The organism is Ruegeria sp. CDSA079 (assembly GCF_059612245.1).
The window spans coordinates 35,183-57,184 of sequence record NZ_JBXWQF010000010.1; the positions used below are offsets into that span (position 1 = coordinate 35,183).

22 protein-coding genes are annotated in these 22,002 nt (G+C 56.8%); 13 read left to right on the forward strand and 9 right to left on the reverse strand.

Annotation, left to right across the window (positions count from 1 at the left end):
* Positions 1-48: 48 nt before the first annotated feature.
* The 6 genes from rbfA (at position 49) to rpsO (ending at position 4,190) form a co-directional block, all read left to right on the forward strand.
* On the forward strand, positions 49-444 hold the full coding sequence (gene rbfA / locus AC2FJZ_RS12350) for a 30S ribosome-binding factor RbfA (RefSeq protein WP_050605078.1): 396 nt from the start codon (positions 49-51) through the stop codon (positions 442-444).
* The gene (locus AC2FJZ_RS12355) at positions 441-1,184 is read left to right on the forward strand and encodes a phosphodiester glycosidase family protein (RefSeq protein ID WP_496777859.1); all 744 of its coding nucleotides are present in this window, start codon (positions 441-443) and stop codon (positions 1,182-1,184) included. The genes rbfA and AC2FJZ_RS12355 overlap by 4 nt, the downstream gene beginning before the upstream one ends.
* A 54-nt stretch (positions 1,185-1,238) precedes the next feature.
* On the forward strand, positions 1,239-2,144 hold the full coding sequence (gene truB, locus AC2FJZ_RS12360; protein ID WP_496777861.1) for a tRNA pseudouridine(55) synthase TruB: 906 nt from the start codon (positions 1,239-1,241) through the stop codon (positions 2,142-2,144).
* Between the two features lie 21 nt (positions 2,145-2,165).
* Entirely contained in the window at positions 2,166-2,669 is a 504-nt protein-coding gene (locus AC2FJZ_RS12365) for a DUF1643 domain-containing protein (protein WP_050605081.1), read from the forward strand.
* Between the two features lie 94 nt (positions 2,670-2,763).
* Positions 2,764-3,777 (forward strand): calcium-binding protein, encoded by a 1,014-nt coding sequence (locus AC2FJZ_RS12370; RefSeq protein WP_496777862.1) that lies wholly within the window; start codon positions 2,764-2,766, stop codon positions 3,775-3,777.
* A gap of 143 nt (positions 3,778-3,920) precedes the next feature.
* A complete protein-coding gene (gene rpsO / locus AC2FJZ_RS12375) occupies positions 3,921-4,190 on the forward strand; it encodes a 30S ribosomal protein S15 (RefSeq protein ID WP_050605082.1) in 270 nt (89 codons plus the stop codon).
* Between the two features lie 178 nt (positions 4,191-4,368).
* On the opposite strand, the gene AC2FJZ_RS12380 is transcribed toward rpsO, so the two are convergent.
* The 3 genes from AC2FJZ_RS12380 to AC2FJZ_RS12390 all read right to left on the reverse strand — a co-directional run bounded on the left by AC2FJZ_RS12380 (position 4,369) and on the right by AC2FJZ_RS12390 (position 8,570).
* Positions 4,369-5,463 carry a Hint domain-containing protein gene (locus AC2FJZ_RS12380; protein ID WP_496777863.1) on the reverse strand — a complete coding sequence of 365 codons (1,095 nt, stop codon included), beginning with the start codon at positions 5,461-5,463 and terminating at the stop codon, positions 4,369-4,371.
* Between the two features lie 415 nt (positions 5,464-5,878).
* A complete protein-coding gene (locus AC2FJZ_RS12385; protein ID WP_496670607.1) occupies positions 5,879-6,631 on the reverse strand; it encodes a class I SAM-dependent methyltransferase in 753 nt (250 codons plus the stop codon).
* A gap of 337 nt (positions 6,632-6,968) precedes the next feature.
* The gene (locus AC2FJZ_RS12390; protein ID WP_496670604.1) at positions 6,969-8,570 is read right to left on the reverse strand and encodes a BCCT family transporter; all 1,602 of its coding nucleotides are present in this window, start codon (positions 8,568-8,570) and stop codon (positions 6,969-6,971) included.
* A 331-nt stretch (positions 8,571-8,901) separates the two neighbouring features.
* Between AC2FJZ_RS12390 and AC2FJZ_RS12395 the strand changes: the two genes are divergently transcribed.
* The 3 genes from AC2FJZ_RS12395 to AC2FJZ_RS12405 all read left to right on the forward strand — a co-directional run bounded on the left by AC2FJZ_RS12395 (position 8,902) and on the right by AC2FJZ_RS12405 (position 13,311).
* Entirely contained in the window at positions 8,902-9,513 is a 612-nt protein-coding gene (locus tag AC2FJZ_RS12395; RefSeq protein WP_496777865.1) for a hypothetical protein, read from the forward strand.
* 465 nt (positions 9,514-9,978) lie between these two features.
* Complete coding sequence (gene pnp, locus AC2FJZ_RS12400; RefSeq protein WP_496777867.1) at positions 9,979-12,129, forward strand: polyribonucleotide nucleotidyltransferase; 2,151 nt, start codon at positions 9,979-9,981, stop codon at positions 12,127-12,129.
* A gap of 177 nt (positions 12,130-12,306) precedes the next feature.
* Complete coding sequence (locus AC2FJZ_RS12405) at positions 12,307-13,311, forward strand: Hint domain-containing protein (protein WP_496777869.1); 1,005 nt, start codon at positions 12,307-12,309, stop codon at positions 13,309-13,311.
* A 6-nt stretch (positions 13,312-13,317) separates the two neighbouring features.
* Here the strand turns inward: AC2FJZ_RS12405 and AC2FJZ_RS12410 are convergent, their stop codons facing one another.
* Positions 13,318-13,953 (reverse strand): DUF1326 domain-containing protein, encoded by a 636-nt coding sequence (locus tag AC2FJZ_RS12410; RefSeq protein WP_496777870.1) that lies wholly within the window; start codon positions 13,951-13,953, stop codon positions 13,318-13,320.
* Between the two features lie 255 nt (positions 13,954-14,208).
* Between AC2FJZ_RS12410 and AC2FJZ_RS12415 the strand changes: the two genes are divergently transcribed.
* The gene (locus AC2FJZ_RS12415; RefSeq protein ID WP_496777871.1) at positions 14,209-14,898 is read left to right on the forward strand and encodes an outer membrane protein; all 690 of its coding nucleotides are present in this window, start codon (positions 14,209-14,211) and stop codon (positions 14,896-14,898) included.
* Between the two features lie 228 nt (positions 14,899-15,126).
* Here AC2FJZ_RS12415 and AC2FJZ_RS12420 read toward each other — a convergent pair whose 3' ends face one another.
* Entirely contained in the window at positions 15,127-15,777 is a 651-nt protein-coding gene (locus tag AC2FJZ_RS12420) for a peroxiredoxin (RefSeq protein WP_050605090.1), read from the reverse strand.
* Between the two features lie 214 nt (positions 15,778-15,991).
* Here AC2FJZ_RS12420 and AC2FJZ_RS12425 point away from each other — a divergent pair, with 214 nt between their 5' ends.
* Complete coding sequence (locus tag AC2FJZ_RS12425; RefSeq protein WP_496777998.1) at positions 15,992-17,431, forward strand: aldehyde dehydrogenase family protein; 1,440 nt, start codon at positions 15,992-15,994, stop codon at positions 17,429-17,431.
* 59 nt (positions 17,432-17,490) lie between these two features.
* Here the strand turns inward: AC2FJZ_RS12425 and AC2FJZ_RS12430 are convergent, their stop codons facing one another.
* Together AC2FJZ_RS12430 and AC2FJZ_RS12435 are read right to left on the reverse strand one after the other, a co-directional pair.
* Positions 17,491-17,928: a glyoxalase superfamily protein gene (locus AC2FJZ_RS12430; RefSeq protein ID WP_496777872.1), complete on the reverse strand. Its 438-nt coding sequence runs from the start codon at positions 17,926-17,928 to the stop codon at positions 17,491-17,493.
* Positions 17,929-18,102: 174 nt separating this feature from the next.
* Entirely contained in the window at positions 18,103-18,954 is an 852-nt protein-coding gene (locus AC2FJZ_RS12435) for a bifunctional helix-turn-helix domain-containing protein/methylated-DNA--[protein]-cysteine S-methyltransferase (protein WP_496777874.1), read from the reverse strand.
* A 116-nt stretch (positions 18,955-19,070) separates the two neighbouring features.
* Between AC2FJZ_RS12435 and nth the strand changes: the two genes are divergently transcribed.
* Positions 19,071-19,715, forward strand: a complete 645-nt coding sequence (gene nth / locus AC2FJZ_RS12440) for an endonuclease III (protein WP_496777876.1) — start codon at positions 19,071-19,073, stop codon at positions 19,713-19,715.
* The gene (locus AC2FJZ_RS12445; RefSeq protein WP_496777878.1) at positions 19,712-20,701 is read left to right on the forward strand and encodes an adenosine kinase; all 990 of its coding nucleotides are present in this window, start codon (positions 19,712-19,714) and stop codon (positions 20,699-20,701) included. The genes nth and AC2FJZ_RS12445 overlap by 4 nt, the downstream gene beginning before the upstream one ends.
* A gap of 71 nt (positions 20,702-20,772) precedes the next feature.
* On the opposite strand, the gene trhA is transcribed toward AC2FJZ_RS12445, so the two are convergent.
* Positions 20,773-21,414, reverse strand: coding sequence for a PAQR family membrane homeostasis protein TrhA (gene trhA / locus AC2FJZ_RS12450; protein WP_496777880.1), 642 nt, complete (start codon positions 21,412-21,414; stop codon positions 20,773-20,775).
* 66 nt (positions 21,415-21,480) lie between these two features.
* Entirely contained in the window at positions 21,481-21,975 is a 495-nt protein-coding gene (locus AC2FJZ_RS12455) for an RNA pyrophosphohydrolase (protein WP_496777882.1), read from the reverse strand.
* Positions 21,976-22,002 lie beyond the last annotated feature (27 nt).

Below are 22,002 nucleotides of genomic sequence, written 5' to 3' on the forward strand. Positions count from 1 at the left end.
CGTTCGCGCCCGCTTGGCAAAGCCCCGCTTTGGGCTTAGATCGGAGATATGGCAAAGAACAAATTCCACGATGGCCCCGGCCCGTCCCAACGACAGCTGCGTGTCGGCGAACTGATCCGCCGCACACTGTCCGAAGTTCTGGCGCGCGGAGATATCCACGACCCCGACCTGAACCGCATGTCGATCACCGTAGGTGAGGTGCGCACCTCGCCCGATCTGAAGATCGCAACCGCCTTTGTGCTGCCCTTGGGCGGTAAGGGGCAGGAGGACGTGATCGAACTGCTCGCCCGCAACAAGGGTGAGCTGCGGCGCGTGATCGGCAAAAAACTGAACCTAAAATTCTCGCCCGATCTGAGATTCCGCCTGGATGACACGTTTGACCGTCTGGACGACACCCGCCGCATGTTCCAGCAGGACGCGGTGCGCCGCGATCTGGACGAGTGATCCGCACTCTAACGACATTGGGCGCGATCTTGTGCGCCGCACAAGCCTTTGCGGTTACGTGTGAAAATCTGACCCATGAGGATCTGCGTTATACCGTCTGCGAAGTTGACGCGTCCGCCGCAGACCTGCGCTTGTTTCTGAATGGCGAAGACGGCGAAGTGCTGGGGCATTTCTCCTCGGTCAACGAGACACTTGCGCCCGAGGGCAAACGGCTGGCTTTTGCGATGAACGCGGGTATGTATCACGACGACCGCTCGCCCGTTGGTCATTACGTCGAGGACGGGCAGGAGCAGATGCGGGTAATCCCGAACCCCGGTCCTGGAAATTTCGGCCTGCTGCCCAATGGAGTGTTCTGCATCCGCGACGGGCGCGCTGATGTTTTCGAAACGCTGGATTTTGTGGATCAAGCCCCCACCTGCCGCTTTGCCACCCAATCCGGCCCTATGCTGGTGATCGACGGCGCACTGCACCCTCGCTTTCTGCCCGATTCGACATCGCGCTATATCCGCAACGGCGTGGGTACCAGCGCCGATGGAACGCGGGCCGTTTTTGCAATCTCCGAGGATTATGTCACCTTCCATGAATTCGGCAGCCTGTTCCGCGATGTGCTGGATACCCCGAACGCGCTGTTTCTGGATGGCAATATCTCGCGGATGTTTGACCGGGCGAGTAACCGCTCGGATCTGGGATTCTCGTTGGGGCCCATCGTCGGCGTAGTCGAGGATATGCCGGCAAATTGACAGGGCGGGTATGATCCGCTAACTCGCGCGCCTCAGCAAAGGGCAAGGTGCAAGATGGGACGTAAACGCAAGGGTCGTGACATTTCCGGTTGGCTGGTGGTGGACAAGCCTGCGGGCATGACTTCGACCGCCGTGGTCAATAAGGTGCGTTGGGCGATGGACGCCAAAAAGGCGGGCCATGCGGGCACATTGGATCCTGAGGCGACTGGCGTTCTGGCCGTGGCCCTGGGCGAGGCGACAAAGACCGTTCCTTACATCACCGATGCGCTGAAAGCCTACACGTTCACTGTGCGGCTGGGTCAGGCCACCAATACCGACGATGCCGAGGGCGAAGTGATCGCACAAGGCGATGCGCGCCCTACGGATCAGGACATCAAAGCGGCGCTAACCCCGTTTCTGGGCGACATCATGCAGGTCCCGCCAAAGTTCTCGGCGGTAAAAGTTAACGGTCAGCGCGCCTACAAGCTGGCCCGCGATGGCGAAGATGTGGAACTAACCGCCCGGCCCCTTTGGGTCGAGGAACTGGTCCTTGTCGACCGCCCCGATGAAGATCACGTGGTGTTGGAAATGACTTGCGGCAAGGGTGGCTATGTGCGCTCGATTGCGCGCGATCTGGGTGAGGCATTGGGATGTCACGGCCACGTCAAGGAACTGCGCCGCGTCTGGTCCGGCCCTTTCGAGGCCGAAGATGGCATGACCATCGAACAGATCGACGAGATGGCCAAGACCACCGCGCTGGACGCGTATCTGCACCCTCTGGAAACCGGCCTGTCGGACCTGCCCGAGCTGAAGTGCACTGCCGAGGGCGCCACCCGTTTGCGCAACGGCAATCCGGGTATGGTATTGGCGTCAGACGTCGAATACGGCGATGAAGCCTGGGCCTCGCTGGATGGCAAGGCGGTGGCAGTGGGCATCTACAAATCGGGCGAGTTGCACCCCAGCCGGGTGTTCGTCGCCTGAACCACGTGTTAGGCGGATGGCATGATCACCCGAACGCATACCAAGGGCGACGCGCCCTCGACCGCTATCTACTCCGATTGCGAAAAGTACCGCTATAGCCTGACCCGTGTCTGGGATGCGGCGGGGCGGAAGGCATTGTTTGTGATGCTGAACCCCTCGACCGCGACCGAGGTGCAGAACGACCCCACGGTGGAACGCTGCGAACGGCGTGCGCGGGCGTTGGGTTTTGGCGCGTTTCAGGTTACCAACATCTTTGCCTGGCGCGACACCGACCCACGCAAGATGCGTGCCGCTGCCGACCCAGTCGGGCCTGCGAATGACGCAGCCATTCTGGACGGTGTGAATTGGGCCGATCAGGTCATCGCCGCCTGGGGCACCCATGGTGCGCATTTGGACCGTGGCCCGGCAGTTGAACAGCTGTTGCGCAACACGGGTCAACCACTGTTCCATCTGGGTCTGACCAAAGACGGCCACCCCAAGCATCCCCTTTACATCGCCTACACCCAGAAGCCTGAGCGATGGTGACAAAGTATTAACCATTTCAACGACTTGCCTTTGACGTCGCTGCCCGCAGCATGAAACATTCACCCTCGGAGCATTCTGCTATTGGAGGGGTGTCATGTTTCTGGCCGGATTGATCGGACTGGCCGCCATTGGCGGTGCAGCGTACGCGATGAGCGACATGCTGATCGAAGACGAGGACGTGTCAGATGACATCCCCGAAGATGACGCAGAAACCAGCGTCGAAACCGGAGAATTTCTGGATATCGGCGAAAATGTCGAAGACCCCGTCGAAACCGAGGTCACACCCCTGTCCACTGGTATCGTGATTTCGGAATTCGAAGGCGATCTGGTGATTGCCGGGGGTGACGGTCCCGATGTCATTACCGGAGAGGACGGCGTGGATCAGATCAACGGCTATGGCGGTGACGATACGATCCAAGGCGGAAAAGGAGATGACGTTCTGCATGGTGGCGACGGGATGGACACCATCTATGGCGGACAGGACGACGATGTCCTGCATGGCGAAGCGGATGACGACCTGCTGTTTGGCGACACGGGCGATGACGCTCTGTTCGGGCATTTTGGCGACGACACTCTGGACGGGGGCGATGGCGAAGATGAGCTTTATGGCGGTCAGGGGGACGATACACTGGCAGGCGGGGCCGATGACGACGCATTGCAGGGCGGCTTTGGGGATGACGTCCTGTCAGGCGGCGCAGGCGAAGATGCGATCTTTGGCGGCGACGGGGACGACTTTGTGTTCGGCATCGAAGAGGGCGTTGCCGAAAAGGATTTCCTGAACGGCGGGGATGGGGATGATACCATTGTAGCGGGCTCAGGGGATGTGGTGACCGGCGGTCAGGGCGCAGATGACATCGTATTGAGCCCGGGTGACGAAGAAGTCACCGTCATGGGCTTCCAGCCCGGTGAGGACAAGCTGCTCGTTACCTGGGAGGATGAGACCACCCCCGAGATTGAAGTTGAACCCGACACTGACAACGCCAATCTGACACGCGTGATCATCAACGGTCAGGACGTAGCGCAGGTATACGGGGCCGAGGGGATGACCATCGCCGATATTCAACTGATTACAGAAGCGCAACTTGCGCAATACGGCCACATGGTCTGAAGCCGTAGATTCCCTTTGCCATTTGACGAAAATGCGCCTATACGCGCCCATCCGCATCGGAATCGGTGCGGTTTTCTCCATGGGCCTGTGCTGGACGACATCCCGGCCTGCGCCATCAACTCTAACCTATGAAGGAGACCCCGATGTCGATCACTGCCGCTGATAAAGCACGCGTCATGAAAGAATTCGCAACCAAGGACGGCGACACCGGTTCGCCTGAAGTCCAGGTTGCAATCCTGACCTCGCGCATCAACACCCTGACCGAGCACTTCAAGACCCACAAAAAAGACAACCACGGTCGTCGCGGTCTGCTGAAAATGGTTGCTCAGCGCCGTAAGCTGCTGGACTACCTGAAGGGCAAAGAAGAAGCGCGTTACCAGGACCTGATCAAAAAGCTGGGCATCCGCCGCTAAGCGCTTTTGCGATTTTTACGGGTCCTCAGACCCGGATAATCTGACTTGAACGCCCGCCATTTTGGCGGGTGTTTTCCTTTTTAAGGGGATTTGAATCCTGGCGTTGCATTCCCGCATTTCTTGCGGGTCAAACTGCATGACAGCGCAGAACCAACATCGGCTATGCCGGCCAATCAAATCAGACCGTGGCGACAAACGGCTGGTTGTTCTTTTCGAGGCGGGCAATAAAACTTCTCTGTTGCCGCCCCTTTGGTGTAAACCTTGCAAGCTTTTCCTGAGCACCACGTTCAGCCAACTCGGGAAACAGCTGGAAGATTTCTTCCAAGGCTTCCGGAGGCAATGTTTTCATCGCTTCTGGTCCAGTATGCATGCTCTCTGTAGGTGTCCCTTCCGCATAGATGATTTCGTGGCCATCGAACAGAAGATGATAATACGTTATTGGCTGAACCGGATCTTCGACTTCAACGTCTGGAAGCTCAGTAAGTTTATGGGCTGGAACCAGGATTTCTAAAGCTCCGAACATGCGTCTCGCAATTTCGGACACGGCGAGCATTCTGTGTTGGCGGGACACAACCAGATCCCGGCATGGCAGACCAGAAGACAATGCACCTGCCTTAATGCGCACAGGGCGCAGCTTTCGGTTTTCGCGAAGCCGATCTGTCGAGACTTCTTTCCTGCCGATCCAACGCAGCGGTTGATATCCGTTGTCGCGGGTTAAAACCCTATCGCCGGGGACAAGATCCTCGACTGATTTCGGGCCATCGTCAGTCTCGATCTGCGTACCATTGGTGAAGCACACGACATCGCCAATGTCGCCGGTCGTCAAAAACAACCAGCCATGCTGCTGATCCGGGTCAAAATTGGTGAGTGTGATCTGATCAAGTGGACCTGGAACTGTCACGGTTTCCGTCACGTTCGTGCCAAAGGGCGCTTCGTACACAGCGGTTGTGCCACTGGTTCCAAAATTCAGATTTGTTACAACAGGCGACCCGTCAAGCGTTGACTGAACTGTGATTTGGTCGTTGAAACCGCCACCAAACCCGTTCGAGTTCACATCACCAACCGTGAAAGTGAAATCCTTGACCGGTTTCGAGAAGGTCAGGGTGAACGAATCCGGATTGGTATCCACCGCATTGTCGGATTGTACGTCGCCGGAACCATTGACGAAGAAGTCACTTGAGAAGGTTGCAGTTACGACAACAACATCACCATCGGCATCAACGACAGTCTGCGAACCATTTTGCAGCAACGTGGTAAAATTAATCGCAACCAATATTCAATCCTAACACTCTTGACCCGTGGTGTTCAAAACCAAACAAACCATTGAGTTCATTTCGTCTTACGTCGTTATTAAGTTGGGAACTTCCCCGTTACAATAGCGTCCTATCGCTTGGTCCCCCATCGCCCGGCCACAACAATAGCGTCAGCCCGACGCGGCTTTGTTCGTATTGGCGAACGCGTAAGTCCAGTCAAAATACCGTGAAAACCACCCCGACTTATGCACACTCCACAGAAATCAAAAAACGACAACACAGAACCTCAATTGCTACGCGGCATGGTACGATCTGCTTCAGCAGGGCATGCGCATTTAACCTGAACTGGGATCAAGATTTCATACCCCTCAGAACGTGCCACAACGGTTGGAAAACCATTGAACGCCAAGGAAGCTCTATCGAGACGCACCGCTGTTAGCTATCAGCGTGTTTTTCCCAACGCGTGGCATAGTCACTTTGCGACACGCTGGCGGGTTTCCCTGTATCAGCAAACGGTTTTCGGACCACATAATCCAAAAGCACCGGCAATCCGGGATTAAATGACCCAAGCGGGCGCGGACGTTTCTTTGTCTTGTTGGGGTCCGTCATTTTCACCACATTACGCGCGGCATATGGCCTTAACGGTTGCCACACACATTTCAGAGCCTCGTAGTTCATCGCATTGACCCAGAAGCCATACACGATCTCTGGGCAAATCTGATAAAAGCCGTGATTGATCCAATTGTTCGAAGGAGAGTGTGCAATAAACACCCCACCGGGCTTAAGCATCGTGTCAATGTTCCGGTAGGCGGTCGGCAAGTCGAAAACGTGCTCGCAGGTGCCACCATCATAAATGACGTCGAATCTACCAACCAGAGTGTCAGGCAAATCCCCGGCGAGATCCTGAACAATGCTCGCACCTTCGAAGTCCGAATAATCCAAAGAGTCCACTTCAGAGAACCCCAGTTTCCGAAAGAAGGTTTCCGAGTAACCATCCTCCGAGTTGCAAAGATCGGCTTCGGTCACGCCGGGCAAGTGTTTCTGCAAGGTTTCCCTGAACAAGTCTGCGGATGCCGACCGGCGCGCGCCCACCCAGTCCTGCCGCCCAAGCATCAGGAAGTTGCCTGACAGGTCATTGGATTTGACATCTTCAATCAGGCGCGCAGCCAGAACATCAACAATTGACACTTGTTCCTCCCAAAGTGGTTCAAAGCAGTTTATTTTGCAGTGAAAGTCCTATTCAGAGGATTCAACGTCAACGCAATAGCTCAGCCCGAGAATACTTGAAAATGCGGGCAAGGTTCTCTGCCTAAGGCAAAGTTGGATACTTCCCTGTTTCAACGGTATCATAAAGCTTGGGTTTCCAACGCTTGGCCACAAACACAGCGCCGCCTAACGCAGCTTTTTTCATACTGGTGAGCGTATATATAGCCGTGAAAGTCACCGTTCCTTATGCGCACTCGACAGAACCCAAAAAAACGCCCACTGTTCGGTGGGCGTTTGGGTCGTTGAAACACACCCAATTCTACATTTTCGCTTTCTCTGACTTCAATGCCAGCCACAAGCAGTAGCACATCATCAGGACCACCAGTGTAAACGGTATCCCTGTTGAAACCGCTGCACCTTGCAGAGCGGACAGACCACCCCCAAGCAGCAGGGCGATGGCCACCAAACCTTCGAGCGTGCACCAGAATACGCGCTGTACAACCGGAGCGTCCATCTTACCGCCTGCCGTGATCGTGTCGATCACCAGCGAACCCGAGTCGGACGATGTAACAAAGAAGATCACGATCAGAACCAGTGCGATCGGGGCCACGATGCCGTAAAGCGGCAGCTCTTTCAGGAAACCAAACAGCGCGCCCTCGGGGGCATAGCTGTCGATCACTGTGGCGCGGACACCTTCCGCTCCGCCTACATTCAGCATGTCGATGGCGGCACCGCCGAAGGTCGACATCCACAGTGCGCAGACAGCCGTTGGCGCCAACAATGCGCAGAGGATGAACTCACGCACCGTGCGGCCCTTGGAAATGCGGGCGATGAACATGCCCACAAACGGCGACCATGCGATCCACCAGGCCCAGTAGAAGGTCGTCCAGCCGTGGAAATAGCTCGTGTCTTCCCGCCCGAATGGGTTGGACAAGGCCGGAAGATGCGTCACGTAATCCACCATCACGTTGAAGTACCGCGCGATGGCTGTGCCGACGCCGGTAACGACGATCACAAAGATGAACAGGCCCACGGCCATGATCATGTTGATCTCGCTTAGCCGTTTGACGCCCGCATCCATTCCCATCAGGACCGAGCCAAGCGCGATCAGTGTGATGCCGATGATTAGCAGGACTGTCACGGTCGGGCTGGGTTCGATGCCAAACACTTCGTTTAACCCCGCCGCAACTTGCTGCGCCCCAAGACCCAGAGAGGTCGTCAGGCCAAACAACGTCGCAAACACCGCAAGCGTGTCGATGGCGTGGCCCCACCAGCCCCAGACCCGCTCTCCAAGGATCGGATAAAAGGCCGAGCGCAGGGTCAGTGGCAGGTTCAGGTTATAGGCGAAAATCGCAAGGCTCAGGCCCACAGCGGCATAGACCGCCCATCCTTCCAGGCCCCAGTGATGGATTGTGCCGACGACGCCGATGTATTCATTGCCCGGAACTGCAATATCAATACCCAAGGGCCGCGCATTCCCGTCTTCGGCAAAGTTGTAATAGACCGGCTCCATCACGCCAAAGAACAGCAGACCGATACCAATACCGGCGGCGAACATCATCGCGATCCATCCGGCATAGGAATAGTCAGGCTTGGCATCCTTGCCACCGATCCGAACACTGCCCACCGGCAGAATAATCAGAACCAGGCAAAACAGCGTGATTGCATCAACCGAAAGAACCAGAAACCAGTCAAACGTACTGGTTAGCCAGGGCCGGAGCCAGCCAAAGAACGTGGCCGTCGCCTCTTGGTTGGCCAATGCGATCAGAACGAAAGCAAAGATCAAAATACTTGAGATCAGAAAAACCGGGTTGTGAATATCCAGACCAAATGGCCGGACGTTGTCCTGCCCCAGTTCATATTCTGTTTCGAAGTCGTAAATCCGAGGGTCCGGATCCAGCATCTTCTTTGTTTGTGCCATTCGATTGCCCTTCTGTTCGCTATTTGCAAACGCCAAGGTATTCGGTCGGCGGACGGTTATGAGATGGTTACCCCCTTGGCGCTTTTCCGTCATTTCGACCGCGGGCTTGTTCGTAAGAGCTTATACAACCTTGCTATTTCTTCAATTGCATTCAACTTTAGCTATGTGATTGATCTGTCCTGATTCCAGATCGCACAACCCTCCAGAATACTCCTTGCACATCTCTCTCCAATAAGTAGAGCTTACTGAAACACTCTTTTCGAAAAGTTCACGTTTCACACGTCAAGTCACTGTACCTGACCATTGCATACATAGTTTTCGAACCCATTTTATGTTCGCCATCCTAAGAGCTGTCCCCGTATCATTCGGCGTTTTTTTGCGGATGATCGTTCCGGTAATCGTTACCTATTTCCTTTCATCGATTGTCTGGCCGCTTTTGGACACCATTACAGCCGATTATGCAGATACCCTGAGCGAACCGGTCAACTCTGCCATAATTACCCTGTTTGGTATACGGGCCGCCCTTGCAATCAAAGGGGACACGCGTCGCACTGACCTAAAGATACTCATTCTGAATGCTTTAAAATACGGAGTGTTTTCCCTGATCGTGTTGGGCGCTCTGAGTATAGTGGTGAGTGTTGCCTCGGCGGTTTTTTCCCTCTGGAAGCTTGATCTGCCAATCTCATTGACAGCGGTAAAAGATGCTGCGGACTCAGTTCAGACTTCGTTTGTTCTGCTTACCTTCGGCAGCACAGCCATTGTTTTGTACATCATCTATGCGGCCGTCAGTGCCGCGATGGCCGTCCCTATGGCCAGCGCCGCACAAGAAGCGGGTTTCGGCGCACCGAGCCGTGGATTTTTTACGGCTTTGGCCGCAGTTTCATCCCGTTGTTCTGCGTTTTTTTCTTCTCGATCTTGCTTCAGTTTTATTTCGGACTTTTGACAGCGCTTTTTGCGCTTCTGCCTATCTTCATTTCCGTTATCTCGATCATCCTGACTCAGTCTCTGCCGGATTTCGATTTAGACCTTGTACTGAAGGGAACAGCGGCAAGTGCGGCTCTGCTTTGGCTGAACTCTTGGATCTGGTCGGTTTGCGCTCTGGCGTTTCTGAAACACCGCGGCGATGCAACTTTGCGGGCGACCAGTCCGCAACCGGGTCCTGAAACAGCAACGGACATCCGCTCACTACGGAAGTCCCGCGAGCGATCTTTCTGAGTGGGGAAACCATCCCAGCGTTAAGCTAGACCTCTTTCCTTTCAACGCATTCTCATGTATGCGCGCGGTATCTGAGACGTTGTGCCCTGACCCTGGCACTCGAATGGAAGATAAAGTGGGGTCGGCGGCAATGGGGCCGCCATTCAAACGGGAGACCCGGAGGGCCGGGAGTGCTCCCTTCTAGGATACGCATATGTTTGATGTAACAAAGAAATCGATGCAGTGGGGCGAAGAGACGCTCACACTGGAAACCGGCAAAGTTGCCCGTCAGGCCGACGGCAGCGTGATTGCCACGCTGGGCGAAACCAGCGTCATGGCAAACGTGACCTTTGCGCGGGCTCAAAAGCCGGGTCAGGACTTTTTCCCGCTGACCGTCCATTATCAGGAAAAATACTATGCCGCCGGTAAGGTTCCGGGTGGCTTCTTCAAGCGCGAGGCGCGCCCGACCGAGAAAGAGACGCTGACCGCGCGTCTGATCGACCGTCCGATCCGCCCGCTGTTCGTTGACGGCTTCAAAAACGAAGTTCTGGTGATGTGCACCGTGCTGTCCCACGATCTAGTCAACGACCCCGACATGGTTGCGATGATCGCAGCATCGGCTGCGCTGACCTTGTCCGGCGCGCCGTTCATGGGCCCGATCGCCGGTTGCCGCGTTGGCTTTGAGGATGGTGATTACGTCCTGAACCCGACCGTCGACGACATGCAGGACCTGCGCCTGAACCCCGAACAGCGTCTGGATCTGGTTGTTGCCGGCACCAAAGACGCTGTGATGATGGTTGAATCGGAAGCTTACGAGCTGTCCGAGGCGGAAATGCTGGGTGCGGTCAAATTCGCACACGAGCAGATTCAGCCGGTCATCGACCTGATCATCTCGCTGGCCGAAGACGCCGCGAAAGAGCCGTTCGACTTCCAGGCACCCGACTATTCCGAACTGTCTGCAGCCGTGAAGGCCGCCGGTGAAGAACAGATGCGCGCCGCCTTCGCGATCACCGACAAGCAAGAGCGCACCGCCGCTGTTGCCGCTGCCCGTGAGGCGATCAAGGAAGCACTGACCGAAGAGCAGCTGGAAGACGGCAACCTCGGTTCGGCAATGAAGAAACTGGAAGCTGGCATTCTGCGCGGCGACGTCGTCAAGGGCGGCAAGCGGATCGACGGTCGTTCGACCACCGACATCCGTTCGATCGTTGCAGAGACCTCGATGCTGCCGCGGACCCATGGTTCGGCCCTGTTCACCCGTGGTGAAACACAGGCACTGGCCGTGACCACGCTGGGCACCGGCGACGACGAACAGTTCATCGACGCGCTGCACGGCAACTTCAAATCGAACTTCCTGCTGCACTACAACTTCCCTCCGTATTCGGTTGGTGAAGTTGGCCGGGTCATGGGCCCGGGCCGTCGTGAGATCGGCCACGGCAAGCTGGCATGGCGCGCCTTGCAGGCGGTTCTGCCTGCAGCAACCGACTTCCCCTACACGATCCGTATCGTGTCGGAGATCACTGAATCCAACGGCTCCAGCTCGATGGCGTCTGTCTGCGGCGGTTCGTTGTCGATGATGGATGCGGGTGTTCCGCTGAAATCAGCCGTTGCCGGTGTGGCCATGGGCCTGATCCTGGAAGATGACGGCGAATATGCCATCCTGTCGGACATTCTGGGTGACGAAGACCACCTGGGCGACATGGACTTCAAAGTGGCGGGAACCGAAAACGGCATCACCTCTTTGCAGATGGACATCAAGGTCGCGGGCATCACGCCTGAGATCATGGAAAAAGCCCTGTCACAAGCCAAAGACGGCCGGATGCACATCTTGGGTGAGATGAGCAAAGCCCTGTCCGAGACCAACGATTTCTCGATCCATGCGCCGCGCATCGAGACCATGAACATCCCGACCGACAAGATCCGTGAAGTGATCGGCTCGGGCGGTAAGGTCATCCGCGAGATCGTCGAAGTTTCGGGTGCCAAGGTCGACATCAACGACGATGGCGTCATCAAGATCGCCTCGCCCGATGGTGAATCGATCAAGAAGGCCTATGAGATGATCCACTCGATCGTCGCCGAGCCGGAAGAAGGTCAGGTCTACACTGGTAAAGTGGTCAAGATCGTCGACTTCGGTGCCTTCGTGAACTTCTTTGGCAAACGCGACGGTCTGGTCCACGTATCCCAGATCGAAAACCGCCGCCTGAACCATCCGTCAGATGTTCTGAAGGAAGGTCAGGAAGTGAAGGTCAAGCTGCTGGGCTTTGACGATCGCGGCAAGGTGCGCCTGTCGATGAAAGTTGTCGATCAGGAAACCGGCGAAGAGATCGTTCCCGAGAAGAAAGAAAAGAAAGAGGAAAGCGCAGAGTAATCTGCCCTTCTTGCTGAACTCGAAAGGCCCCGGCGTTGCCCGGGGCCTTTCTTTTGTGCAGGGTGACCATACGCAGCCGCCACACTCTGGCTTTGGTAAATCAACTATTAACGTTTCTTAAACGTATTAGCACAACCTTAAGGGTGATTTTGTCGCTCTCAGGGATGTTGTGCAACCGTGGCTTCGATTACCGTTTATGAAATCAGCGCGGACCCGTTCAGCACGCGCGACGTCGACATCACGGCAGCGTATTCTGTTGAAATCACGGATAACGACGCCATCTTGCACGATCCTGACCCCGACAGCACCCAATTGGATCTTTCCGGATTGCCGGGCTTTACTGCCTCTTCTCAGAATTTCAGCACGTTCGAGACATATACTGGTACGGTCGATGGCGCTCCGGTCAGTTTCACCCTGATCCAGTTCACCAACCCGCGTTACATCATCGTCACCTCGGGTCAGGCGGCGCTGAATGACACCATCGAGGACACCAGCTTTGGCGGCACCGCGTCTTCTACCCCGTACCAGAGCCTGCCCTCTTTCGTGTGCTTCACCAAGGGGTCACTGATCCTGACCCCTACGGGACAGTGCCAGGTGGAAGGGCTGGTGCCCGAAGATCCGGTCATAACCTCAGATGGGCACATCCGTCCGGTGCGTTGGATCGGTCGACGGCATCTGTCGGCGAAAGAGCTGCGCTCCTCTCCGCATCTGTGCCCGGTGCGCTTCAAGGCGGGCTGTTTCGGGCCGAACAGCCCCAAGCGCGATCTGTTAGTGTCGCCGCAACATCGGGTCGCCGTTACCTCAGCCATGATGGAACTGACGCATGGCGAGACCGTGATGCTGGCCCCGGCGAAGGCATTGATCAATGGGCAAAGCATTGTGCAGGACCTGCCTGCGAAAGGGGTTGAGTATATTCACATCCTCTTCGATCAGCATGAGCTGGTGAGTGTCGAGGGGGTCTGGTCCGAATCCTTCTATCCCGGCGAAACCACCCTCAGTGCGATGGCACCTGCCACCCTGCGCAGGTTGTTCAACCTGTTTCCGAACCTGTCCCGCGGCGCGGACGGTTACGGGCCGACTGTGCTGCCGGTCCTCAGACCTTTTGAGGTCGGAATGCTGAAAGCAGACCTGAAGGTTCCAAATTGGCGAGTACATCCAAACCTGCTGAAGAGAGCCGCCTGATGCTGTTTAATGAGCGACGCCGCTCGGCCCATGTTTCAGGACATGCCACTGACCATAGCTGTCTTTCAAATCCAGCTTGATCGCCGCATCTGCGCGCGTGGTGGCACTGCCGATCTCGGCCAAAGAAAACTCGATACCGCCGGGAATATCGATACGCACGCGATGCGGTCCTCCGCCATGAGGGGCTTCAATGGGACGCCCCGTCGAGCTTAGCACATCGCCGATGGACACGTGGGCGGTGCGCTCTTCCATGTCCATTTCAAAATCAATCGGCAGGTAAAGCGTTTCGTGCACCTTCTCGCACATGGCACGAAACACGTACCAATGTGTTGCCATCTCTTCTGTTTCTTCACCGTGAAAGACCTTTTCAAGCGCAGCGCGTTGCGCCGGGCTCGCCGCAGGATCAACGATCACCTGCATTTCTCCGCCACCCTCGAAAATCGGCCCCGGCCAGGCATAGATCAGCGCTGCCTTGGTACCACTGAGATCTGTGTCACCGAAATACCCGTTGCCAATCTCAAGCACTTCGAAGCCCCGGCAGTTTCCGTGGGTGGGTAGTTCTTCGAATTGGCAAGGACAGGCATAACCGCAATTGCAGTTGCCAAAGCTTTCTCCTTCAACGTACCAATCTGTAAACGCCATGGTTCTCTCCTGCAAAGTACAGTGAAATCCCGATGGCCTTCGCCTGTAGAACAACGCCCTTCTGACATAATAGCACGTCCACGCGCATACCAGAAATCGACGGCTTGACGTTCAGCGACAACAGTTCGGCGAAACGATTTATTCTGTCACGCGGTACCAAGATAGAGTGACCCGATGTGAGCATCCAAACCCTTTCCCTGCAACGCCAGACACACGATCTACACCGGGAAGCGTTTTGGAACAAAGGACATGATCATGGTTAGTCGTTTCATCCTGACCTCCGCCGCCCTGATGCTGGGCACAACCGCAGCAACCGCACAGAGCCTGGGTGATGGCACCTATGTTCAGGGCTTCATCGGCTACAGCCAACTGCAAGACAGCAACCTTACGGGCACGATCGGTGGCGCGCCGCAATCGGTCGATACGGGTTTTGATGCAGGCTTTGGACTGGGTGTGGCCATCGGTAAAGAGATCCCGCAGTGGTCCAATGACACGGTCGGAACGCGCGTCGAACTGGAACTGTCGTACCGCGAAAGTGATGTGGATGGGGTAAATTTCTCGGGCAATGGTCCAGCACCAGAAGGCAACATTTCCGGCGATGTTTCACAAACCTCGCTTTTCGCCAACGTGCTGTTCGACTTCAAACAGGCTGGTGCGCTGACTCCGTTTGCGGGTTTTGGTCTGGGCGCCACCTATTCGGATCTGGATTTTGCCTACGGACCCGGTGTGGCATTGGATGACAGCGACACCACTTTTGCCGCTCAGCTGATCGCGGGCGTGGCCTATGACATCAACCCGTCAACCGCCTTTACCGTGGACGCCCGCTATGCACGGGCCTTTGACGTTTCGTCGGAACGGTTGGCCCAGAATGGAGCATTGACGGGAACGGTCGAAGATAACCTGGATACGTTCAGCGTCAATTTCGGACTTCGTTACAAGTTTTGATCATATGGGGGTTAGGTTTCTCTCCGGTTTTCCTTCCCCTATTTGCCCACGCGCTTCAGGTGCGGGGGCATTCTGATTAATCGACAGAGATCAGCTTACATTAGGTTTTCTGCGGATCACCCTGTCCGCAGCAACCGCCTGCTTCATCTGGCCAATAAATATCTTCGGGGGGAATCGCGCAGAAAGGCGTGATTGGGGGGCAGACATCCCCCCAACCCGGCAACCGTCTTAGGACGGTGCTTTGGTTTTGCGCAGATAGGGAAAGATCGTCTCAAACTCGCCAAACTTGGCTTTGGCGTCTTCGTTCGACACGGCCGGCGGGATGATAACGTCTTCGCCCGGCACCCAGTTGGCCGGTGTTGCAACGCCTTTGGCCGACATTTGCAGCCCGTCCAGCGCGCGCAGGATTTCAGCAAAGTTCCGACCCACGGTCATTGGGTAAGTCATCGACAGTTTCAGTTGCTTGTCCGGGCCGATGATAAAGACCGAACGCACGGTGGCGCTGTCAGCCGGTGTGCGGCCATCGGGCAGATAGGCTTCGGCAGGCAGCATGTCGAAAGCTTTCGACACGGCCAGGCCGTCATCGGCGATAATCGGAAAGCCGGGATTGGCCTTGCCGTATTCTTCGATGTCTTTCTTCCACTTCTTGTGGTCTTCGACACCGTCGACCGACACGCCGATCACTTTGGTGTTGCGTGCGGCCCATTCGTCATTCAGCTGCGCAACAGCCGAAAACTCGGTGGTGCAAACAGGGGTGAAGTCCTTTGGGTGCGAGAACAGAATGGCCCAGCTGTCGCCAATCCAATCGTGAAACTGAACGGTGCCTTGATCCGTTTCTGCTGTGAAATTCGGGACGGTGTCGTTGATGCGCAAACCCATGGGGCATCTCCTTTCCTGTGAAAAACCTGAGTCGGTTGCTGGGAACCTAATCACTTTGAGCGAAGGTTAAACCATCCACCTCGCCCAAGGATACGGAATTCGTGGACACCTCGAGAAAATAATTTGATCAAATCCACTATTGCCCGATCCAGGTATGGATGACAGAGTGTGCGCGAACAGCCGGATGAATGCTGAACCTTCAGGAGGGCTCATGATGATCGAAAAGCGGGATTTCTATATTAACGGTCAGTGGGTCGCTCCATCGCGGCCCAATGATTTCCAAGTCATCGACCCCTCGACCGAAGAGCCCTGCGCGGTGATTTCGCTGGGTTCTGAAGCCGACACCAATGCAGCTGTTACGGCTGCCAAGGCCGCCCTGCCCGGCTGGATGGAAACCCCGGTGGAGACCCGCATCGCGCTGGTGGAAAAACTGGTCGATCTTTATGCGGCCCGGTCCGAAGATCTGGCGCAGGCAATGTCGCTTGAGATGGGCGCCCCGATCGATCTGGCGCGCTCGGCACAGGCGGGCGCAGGTATCTACCACCTGAAGAATTTCATCCGCGCAGCCAAGGCATTTGAATTTGAACGCCCGCTGGGTGATCACGCGCCGAATGACCGGATCATCCATGAGGCGGTTGGCGTTGCCGCTTTGATTACGCCGTGGAACTGGCCGATGAACCAGATCACACTCAAGGTCGGTGCGGCAGCGATTGCAGGCTGCACCATGGTGCTGAAACCATCAGAACAAAGCCCGCTGAACGCGATGATCTTTGCCGAGATGATGGACGAAGCAGGCTTCCCGCCCGGCGTGTTCAATCTGGTGAATGGTGACGGGGTAGGCGTTGGCTCTCAGCTGTCCGGCCACCCGGATGTAGATATGGTCAGCTTTACCGGCTCGACCCGCGCGGGCACCGCGATTTCGAAGAACGCCGCCGATACGCTCAAGAAAGTGCATCTGGAATTAGGCGGTAAAGGTGCGAATGTGGTCTTCGGGGACGCAGACGAGAAAGCGGTCAAGCGCGGTGTGCTGCACATGATGCAAAACACCGGCCAAAGCTGTAACGCCCCCAGCCGGATGCTGGTGCAGCGCCCGATCTATGACAAGGCGGTGGAAACGGCGACTGAAGTGGCCAACATGATCAAGGTCGGTCCAGCCGCCGAGGAAGGCCGCCATATCGGCCCGGTGGTGAATGAGGTGCAGTGGACCAAGATCCAAGACCTGATCCAGAAAGGCATCGATGAAGGCGCGCGCCTGGTCGCTGGCGGCACTGGACGGCCTGAGGGGCTGAACAAGGGCTACTATGTCCGCCCCACGGTCTTTGCCGATGCGAACAACCAGATGACGATCGCGCGCGACGAAATCTTTGGCCCGGTCCTGACCATGATCCCGTTCGACACCGAAGAGGAGGCGGTCGAGATCGCCAATGACACGCCTTATGGCCTGACCAACTACGTTCAGACCCAGGATGGCGCGCGTGCCAATCGCATGGCGCGGGTTCTACGGTCGGGCATGGTCGAGATGAATGGCCAGTCACGCAGCGCGGGCTCTCCGTTCGGGGGCATGAAGCAATCCGGGAACGGGCGTGAGGGCGGTGTCTTCGGTCTGGAAGACTTCCTTGAAGTCAAAGCCGTCGGCGGCTGGGCTGCGGAATAAGCTTCCCGGCGAGTTGCGTGGATTGGGCGAGGCGACTCATGTGCCTCACCCTTACTGTATTATACAGGCCGTACCACAAGTTGGGGTTCCCCATCGGAAGTGCGCCGTAGGGATCGACCGTCCCAGCCAATCTCTCCGGTAACGCGCTGTCGAAAAGCAGAGAAGCTATCGAAGCGTACCACGTCAACCGGCGTATCGAAGTGCAGGGTTACACGGCGACGAGCACCATCGCCCAGCATAGTTATACCGCGAATTTCCGCGGTGAACGCCTGACTCAGATATCGCCCTTCGACCCTGTCGCCTACACGCAAGTGCATCCGGTTCCCGGCCATTGCATTCAATGTGTTCCAGTCTCGTACGCCATGCTGATGGGCCAGCAGTTCCAATGCGGCGCTGTGCGACAGTGCAACACCTGTCGCCTTCAGTTTTTCCCGCAGGCGTTTCGCCTGCGCTTTCAGTTCGTCAACCGGAGCAACGGTTTGGATTCGTGTCATCATGTGCCTCGTTTCCTTGAACGGGCGCGAAGTCTGGACGGGGTTCGCATTTCCATCCGCGCGCCAGAAATGGGCAACAGATGTTCTTCAAACCGGGTTTCACCAAAGCCAAAGGCCGCGAACGGCAGGGGACCCGAACCTGCGGTGCCTTTTCGCAGCGGTCAGGTCATCTGTCAATCAGGCATCTGCCTGCGCCGCTTCAAAGGCCAGCATGGCGCGTTTGACCGGCAGACCCCAGTGGTAGCCGCCCAAACCACCCGACTTGCGCAGCGCGCGGTGGCAGGGGATCAGCCAGCTGACCGGGTTTCGCCCAACCGCCGTTCCAACGGCGCGCACGGCTTGTGGTGAGCCCACGCGCTGCGCGATCTCGGAATAGGTGGTGACCTGCCCCGACGGAATGTGCATCAGCGCTTCCCAAACTTTGATCTGCAGGGGTGATCCGATCAGATAAAGCGGCGTTGGCTCCAGCCGGTCACTGGCGGCGCCAAAAGCACTGAGCACCCAAGGGCGCAAGCGCATCGGATCCTCGACAAATTTCGCTTTCGGCCAGCGCGAGATCATGTCCTCCATCGCGGCCTCTTCGCCGGTCTCGGCCCCGAAGGCCATGCCGCAGATGCCCTTGTCGGTGCCCATGACAAGTGCAGGGCCAAACGGGCATTCGAACCAACCCCAATAGATCGTCAGGCCTGCGCCCTTACGGGCGTATTCGCCGGGGCTCATGGATTCCCACTTCAGGAACAGATCGTGCAGACGGCCGCTGCCGGACAGACCCACGTTGTGAGCCGTTTCCAAGGTCGTGAACCGTTCGCGCAGCAGTGCCTTTGCGTGCCCCAGTGTCAGGTATTGTTGGTACCGTTTCGGCGACACCCCAGTCCAACGCGAGAACAGGCGCTGGAAATGGGCCGGGCTCATATCCATCTGGCGTGCCAGTTCATCAAGGCCGAGACCCTCGCCGCTCTGATCAATCAGGTCGATCGCCCGACGCATGACGTTGTAATGGTATCCGCTTTCTGGGGTCTGGACGTTCATGGTTCTACCTCATTTCCTGACAAAACCATAGCGCGCACGCCACGCCCAAGCGACCCGGAACTTGCGCATTGGCTTAGGGCTTGTGTCACGGCTCGGCGGACGGCATTAAGGCCCGGATGGCTAAGCAACTCGACTATCATACGATCCGCGAGATTTTCACGCGCTTTCAGGAGGCCGACCCCGAACCCAAGGGCGAGCTGGAGCATGTGAACGTCTATACTCTGGTCGTGGCCGTGGCACTGTCGGCGCAGGCAACCGATGCCGGCGTCAACAAAGCCACGCGCGACCTGTTCAAAATCGCCGACACGCCGCAAAAGATGCTGGATCTGGGCGAAGAAGGTCTGATCGAACATATCAAAACCATCGGCCTGTTCCGGCAGAAGGCGAAGAACGTCATCAAACTCAGCCGAATTCTGGTCGAGGATTACAATGGCGAGGTGCCCAATTCCCGTGCCGCGTTGCAATCACTGCCGGGTGTGGGGCGCAAGACGGCCAATGTGGTTCTGAACATGTGGTGGCGGCAACCCGCGCAAGCGGTGGACACACACATCTTTCGCGTCGGCAATCGCACCGGCATTTGCCCCGGCAAGGATGTGGACACGGTCGAGCGCGCCATCGAAGACAACATACCTGCTGACTTTCAACTCCATGCGCATCACTGGCTGATCCTGCATGGCCGGTACCATTGCAAGGCGCGCAAGCCGCGATGCCCGACCTGCATCATCCGTGATCTCTGTCAATTCGAGGACAAAACCTTATGAAAACTTACCAACTGACTGGCATCGGGAATGCCGTTGTAGACGTGATTTCCCAGGCCGATGACAGTTTCCTGGAGCTGATGGGCATTGAAAAAGGCATCATGCAGCTGATTGAGCAGGAGCGTGGCGAGGTGCTGTATGCTTCGATGGAAGGTCGCGTGCAGACCCCAGGCGGGTCTGTGGCGAACACGATCGCGGGTGCCGGTGCGCTGGGGCTGGATTCCGCCTTCATCGGTCGGGTGCATGATGACGCATTGGGTCGTTTTTACGCGGATGCGATGAACGAAGACGGCGTTGATTTCGTGAACCCGCCGGTTCCGGGTGGAGAACTGCCGACCTCGCGCTCGATGATCTTCGTGTCGCCCGATGGCGAACGGTCGATGAACACCTATCTGGGGATTTCGTCCGAACTGTCCTCGCAGGACGTATCGGATAACGTCGCTGGCAACAGCCAGATCATGTTCCTCGAAGGCTACTTGTTCGATAAGGAAAAAGGCAAAGCCGCGTTTCTTGAAGCTGCACGAGCCTGTCACAAAGGCGGCGGCAAGGCCGGTATCGCCATTTCCGACCCGTTTTGCGTGGAACGTCACCGGGTCGATTTCCTGCTGCTGATCGAGAATGAGCTGGATTTCGTAATCGGCAACGAGGCCGAGATCAAATCGCTGTTTGAAACCGACGATCTGGACGAAGCACTGGCTAAAACCGCCGCGATCTGTCCGCTGGTGGTTTGCACCCGTTCAGGCGACGGTGTGACTGTTTTGAATGGTGACAACCGCATTGACGTACCGGTCGAAAAGGTTGTGCCCGTGGATGCAACAGGTGCGGGCGATCAGTTTGCTGCGGGCTTCCTGTTTGGCATGGCCACAGGTCGGGACTACGAGACCTGCGCAAAGATCGGCAATGTCTGTGCCCGCGAAGTCATCAGCCATATCGGCCCACGCCCCGAGGCAAACATGCAGGAATTGCTGCGCGCCGAAGGGTTGCTCTGACCTCGGATCAGGGCCTTCCTGATGTACTCACAAAATGGATTGGGGCGCCCACGCCCCGACCCCACCGCTTTCTAAGAGAACAGTGCCAGCCAGATCCCGACGAACATCAGCACTCCGCCCATGTTCACCCAGACGTGCCATATCGCGTAACGAAACGGCAGTGTCTTTTGGGCATAAAACATCGTTCCAATAACATAACTGGCTGCGCCGCCCGCAATGCACCAAAGGGTGGCTACGGGAACGGTGGTCATGTCGGGGATCGCGCCCAGACCAATGCCGCCCAAACCAAGGTATGACGCTGTCGACCATCGCGATTTAACTGTCTCATTCGCAATCTTGTTCCAGACGGCTGCGATGGTCAGCCCCCAGCACACCCAAAGCAAAGTCATGGTCCATGTCGTGCCGGCCTGAACGAAGAACGGTGTAAATGTCCCGCAGATACTGGGATAAATCGCGGCATGATCGATGCGGCGCAGCAATTTGCGGCGGTCATGCCAAGGCGCGAAATGATAAGCGCAGGACGCAAGATTCGACGCAAGCGCGCAGAGCACATAAACAATGACCGCAAGAAGCAGCGCGGAATCCAAACGCTGATAGGCGTTCATGATCAGCAGGCTGCCGGCCATCAGGATCAGGGACAACCCGATCACATGGACAACCATGTCGACAGTGCGATGCGCACGTACGGGGCTTGGATAGGTCGTTTGCATCATGACAGGCCAGTTACGAACAGCTCTGCGCTAAAGACCCGTTTGGAAAATGTCCAACTTTCCCATGCGTCATGTGTACGAGCCAAGGTGACCTTCAAAAGCCGTCAGCACTTGCTCATACACGTCCCGTTTGAACGGCACGATCTCTTCGATCAACCGATCAGGCGCCTGCCATTTCCAGTGTGAGAACTCGGGGTGGTCGGTTGCGATATTGATCTGGTCATCTGTTCCGACAAAGCGCAGCAGGAACCATTTCTGCTCTTGCCCGCGATAGCGACCTTTCCAGATCTTGGGCACGATGTCGTGCGGCAGGTCATAGGGCAGCCAGCCATCTGTTTCGGCCACGACCTCCACCAGATCAGAGGTCACCCCGGTTTCTTCCCACAACTCGCGCAAGGCCGCGTCGCGCGGGCTTTCGCCCTTGTCCACACCACCCTGAGGCATCTGCCACGCGTCCTTGTGGCGGTCGTTGCGCTGGCCCACAAAAATCCTGCCGTCCGCGTTTATCAGCATCAACCCCACGCAAGGGCGATAGGGCAGCTTGGCGATGTCTTCGGGGGTCATGTTGGGCCTCATCGGGTTGTTCCGCCC

What these genes read in the sequence shown, in the direction of transcription:
- AC2FJZ_RS12430 (WP_496777872.1), bottom strand. Translation starts at nt 17,928, where the DNA reads ATGATGACACGAATCCAAACCGTTGCTCCGGTTGACGAACTGAAAGCG.
- AC2FJZ_RS12455 (WP_496777882.1), bottom strand. Translation starts at nt 21,975, where the DNA reads ATGACCCCCGAAGACATCGCCAAGCTGCCCTATCGCCCTTGCGTGGGG.
- AC2FJZ_RS12395 (WP_496777865.1), top strand. Translation starts at nt 8,902, where the DNA reads ATGTTCGCCATCCTAAGAGCTGTCCCCGTATCATTCGGCGTTTTTTTG.
- AC2FJZ_RS12410 (WP_496777870.1), bottom strand. Translation starts at nt 13,953, where the DNA reads ATGGCGTTTACAGATTGGTACGTTGAAGGAGAAAGCTTTGGCAACTGC.
- AC2FJZ_RS12425 (WP_496777998.1), top strand. Translation starts at nt 15,992, where the DNA reads ATGATCGAAAAGCGGGATTTCTATATTAACGGTCAGTGGGTCGCTCCA.
- AC2FJZ_RS12420 (WP_050605090.1), bottom strand. Translation starts at nt 15,777, where the DNA reads ATGGGTTTGCGCATCAACGACACCGTCCCGAATTTCACAGCAGAAACG.
- AC2FJZ_RS12435 (WP_496777874.1), bottom strand. Translation starts at nt 18,954, where the DNA reads ATGAACGTCCAGACCCCAGAAAGCGGATACCATTACAACGTCATGCGT.
- rpsO (WP_050605082.1), top strand. Translation starts at nt 3,921, where the DNA reads ATGTCGATCACTGCCGCTGATAAAGCACGCGTCATGAAAGAATTCGCA.
- AC2FJZ_RS12415 (WP_496777871.1), top strand. Translation starts at nt 14,209, where the DNA reads ATGGTTAGTCGTTTCATCCTGACCTCCGCCGCCCTGATGCTGGGCACA.
- AC2FJZ_RS12365 (WP_050605081.1), top strand. Translation starts at nt 2,166, where the DNA reads ATGATCACCCGAACGCATACCAAGGGCGACGCGCCCTCGACCGCTATC.
- nth (WP_496777876.1), top strand. Translation starts at nt 19,071, where the DNA reads ATGGCTAAGCAACTCGACTATCATACGATCCGCGAGATTTTCACGCGC.
- AC2FJZ_RS12445 (WP_496777878.1), top strand. Translation starts at nt 19,712, where the DNA reads ATGAAAACTTACCAACTGACTGGCATCGGGAATGCCGTTGTAGACGTG.
- AC2FJZ_RS12390 (WP_496670604.1), bottom strand. Translation starts at nt 8,570, where the DNA reads ATGGCACAAACAAAGAAGATGCTGGATCCGGACCCTCGGATTTACGAC.
- truB (WP_496777861.1), top strand. Translation starts at nt 1,239, where the DNA reads ATGGGACGTAAACGCAAGGGTCGTGACATTTCCGGTTGGCTGGTGGTG.
- trhA (WP_496777880.1), bottom strand. Translation starts at nt 21,414, where the DNA reads ATGATGCAAACGACCTATCCAAGCCCCGTACGTGCGCATCGCACTGTC.
- AC2FJZ_RS12370 (WP_496777862.1), top strand. Translation starts at nt 2,764, where the DNA reads ATGTTTCTGGCCGGATTGATCGGACTGGCCGCCATTGGCGGTGCAGCG.
- rbfA (WP_050605078.1), top strand. Translation starts at nt 49, where the DNA reads ATGGCAAAGAACAAATTCCACGATGGCCCCGGCCCGTCCCAACGACAG.
- pnp (WP_496777867.1), top strand. Translation starts at nt 9,979, where the DNA reads ATGTTTGATGTAACAAAGAAATCGATGCAGTGGGGCGAAGAGACGCTC.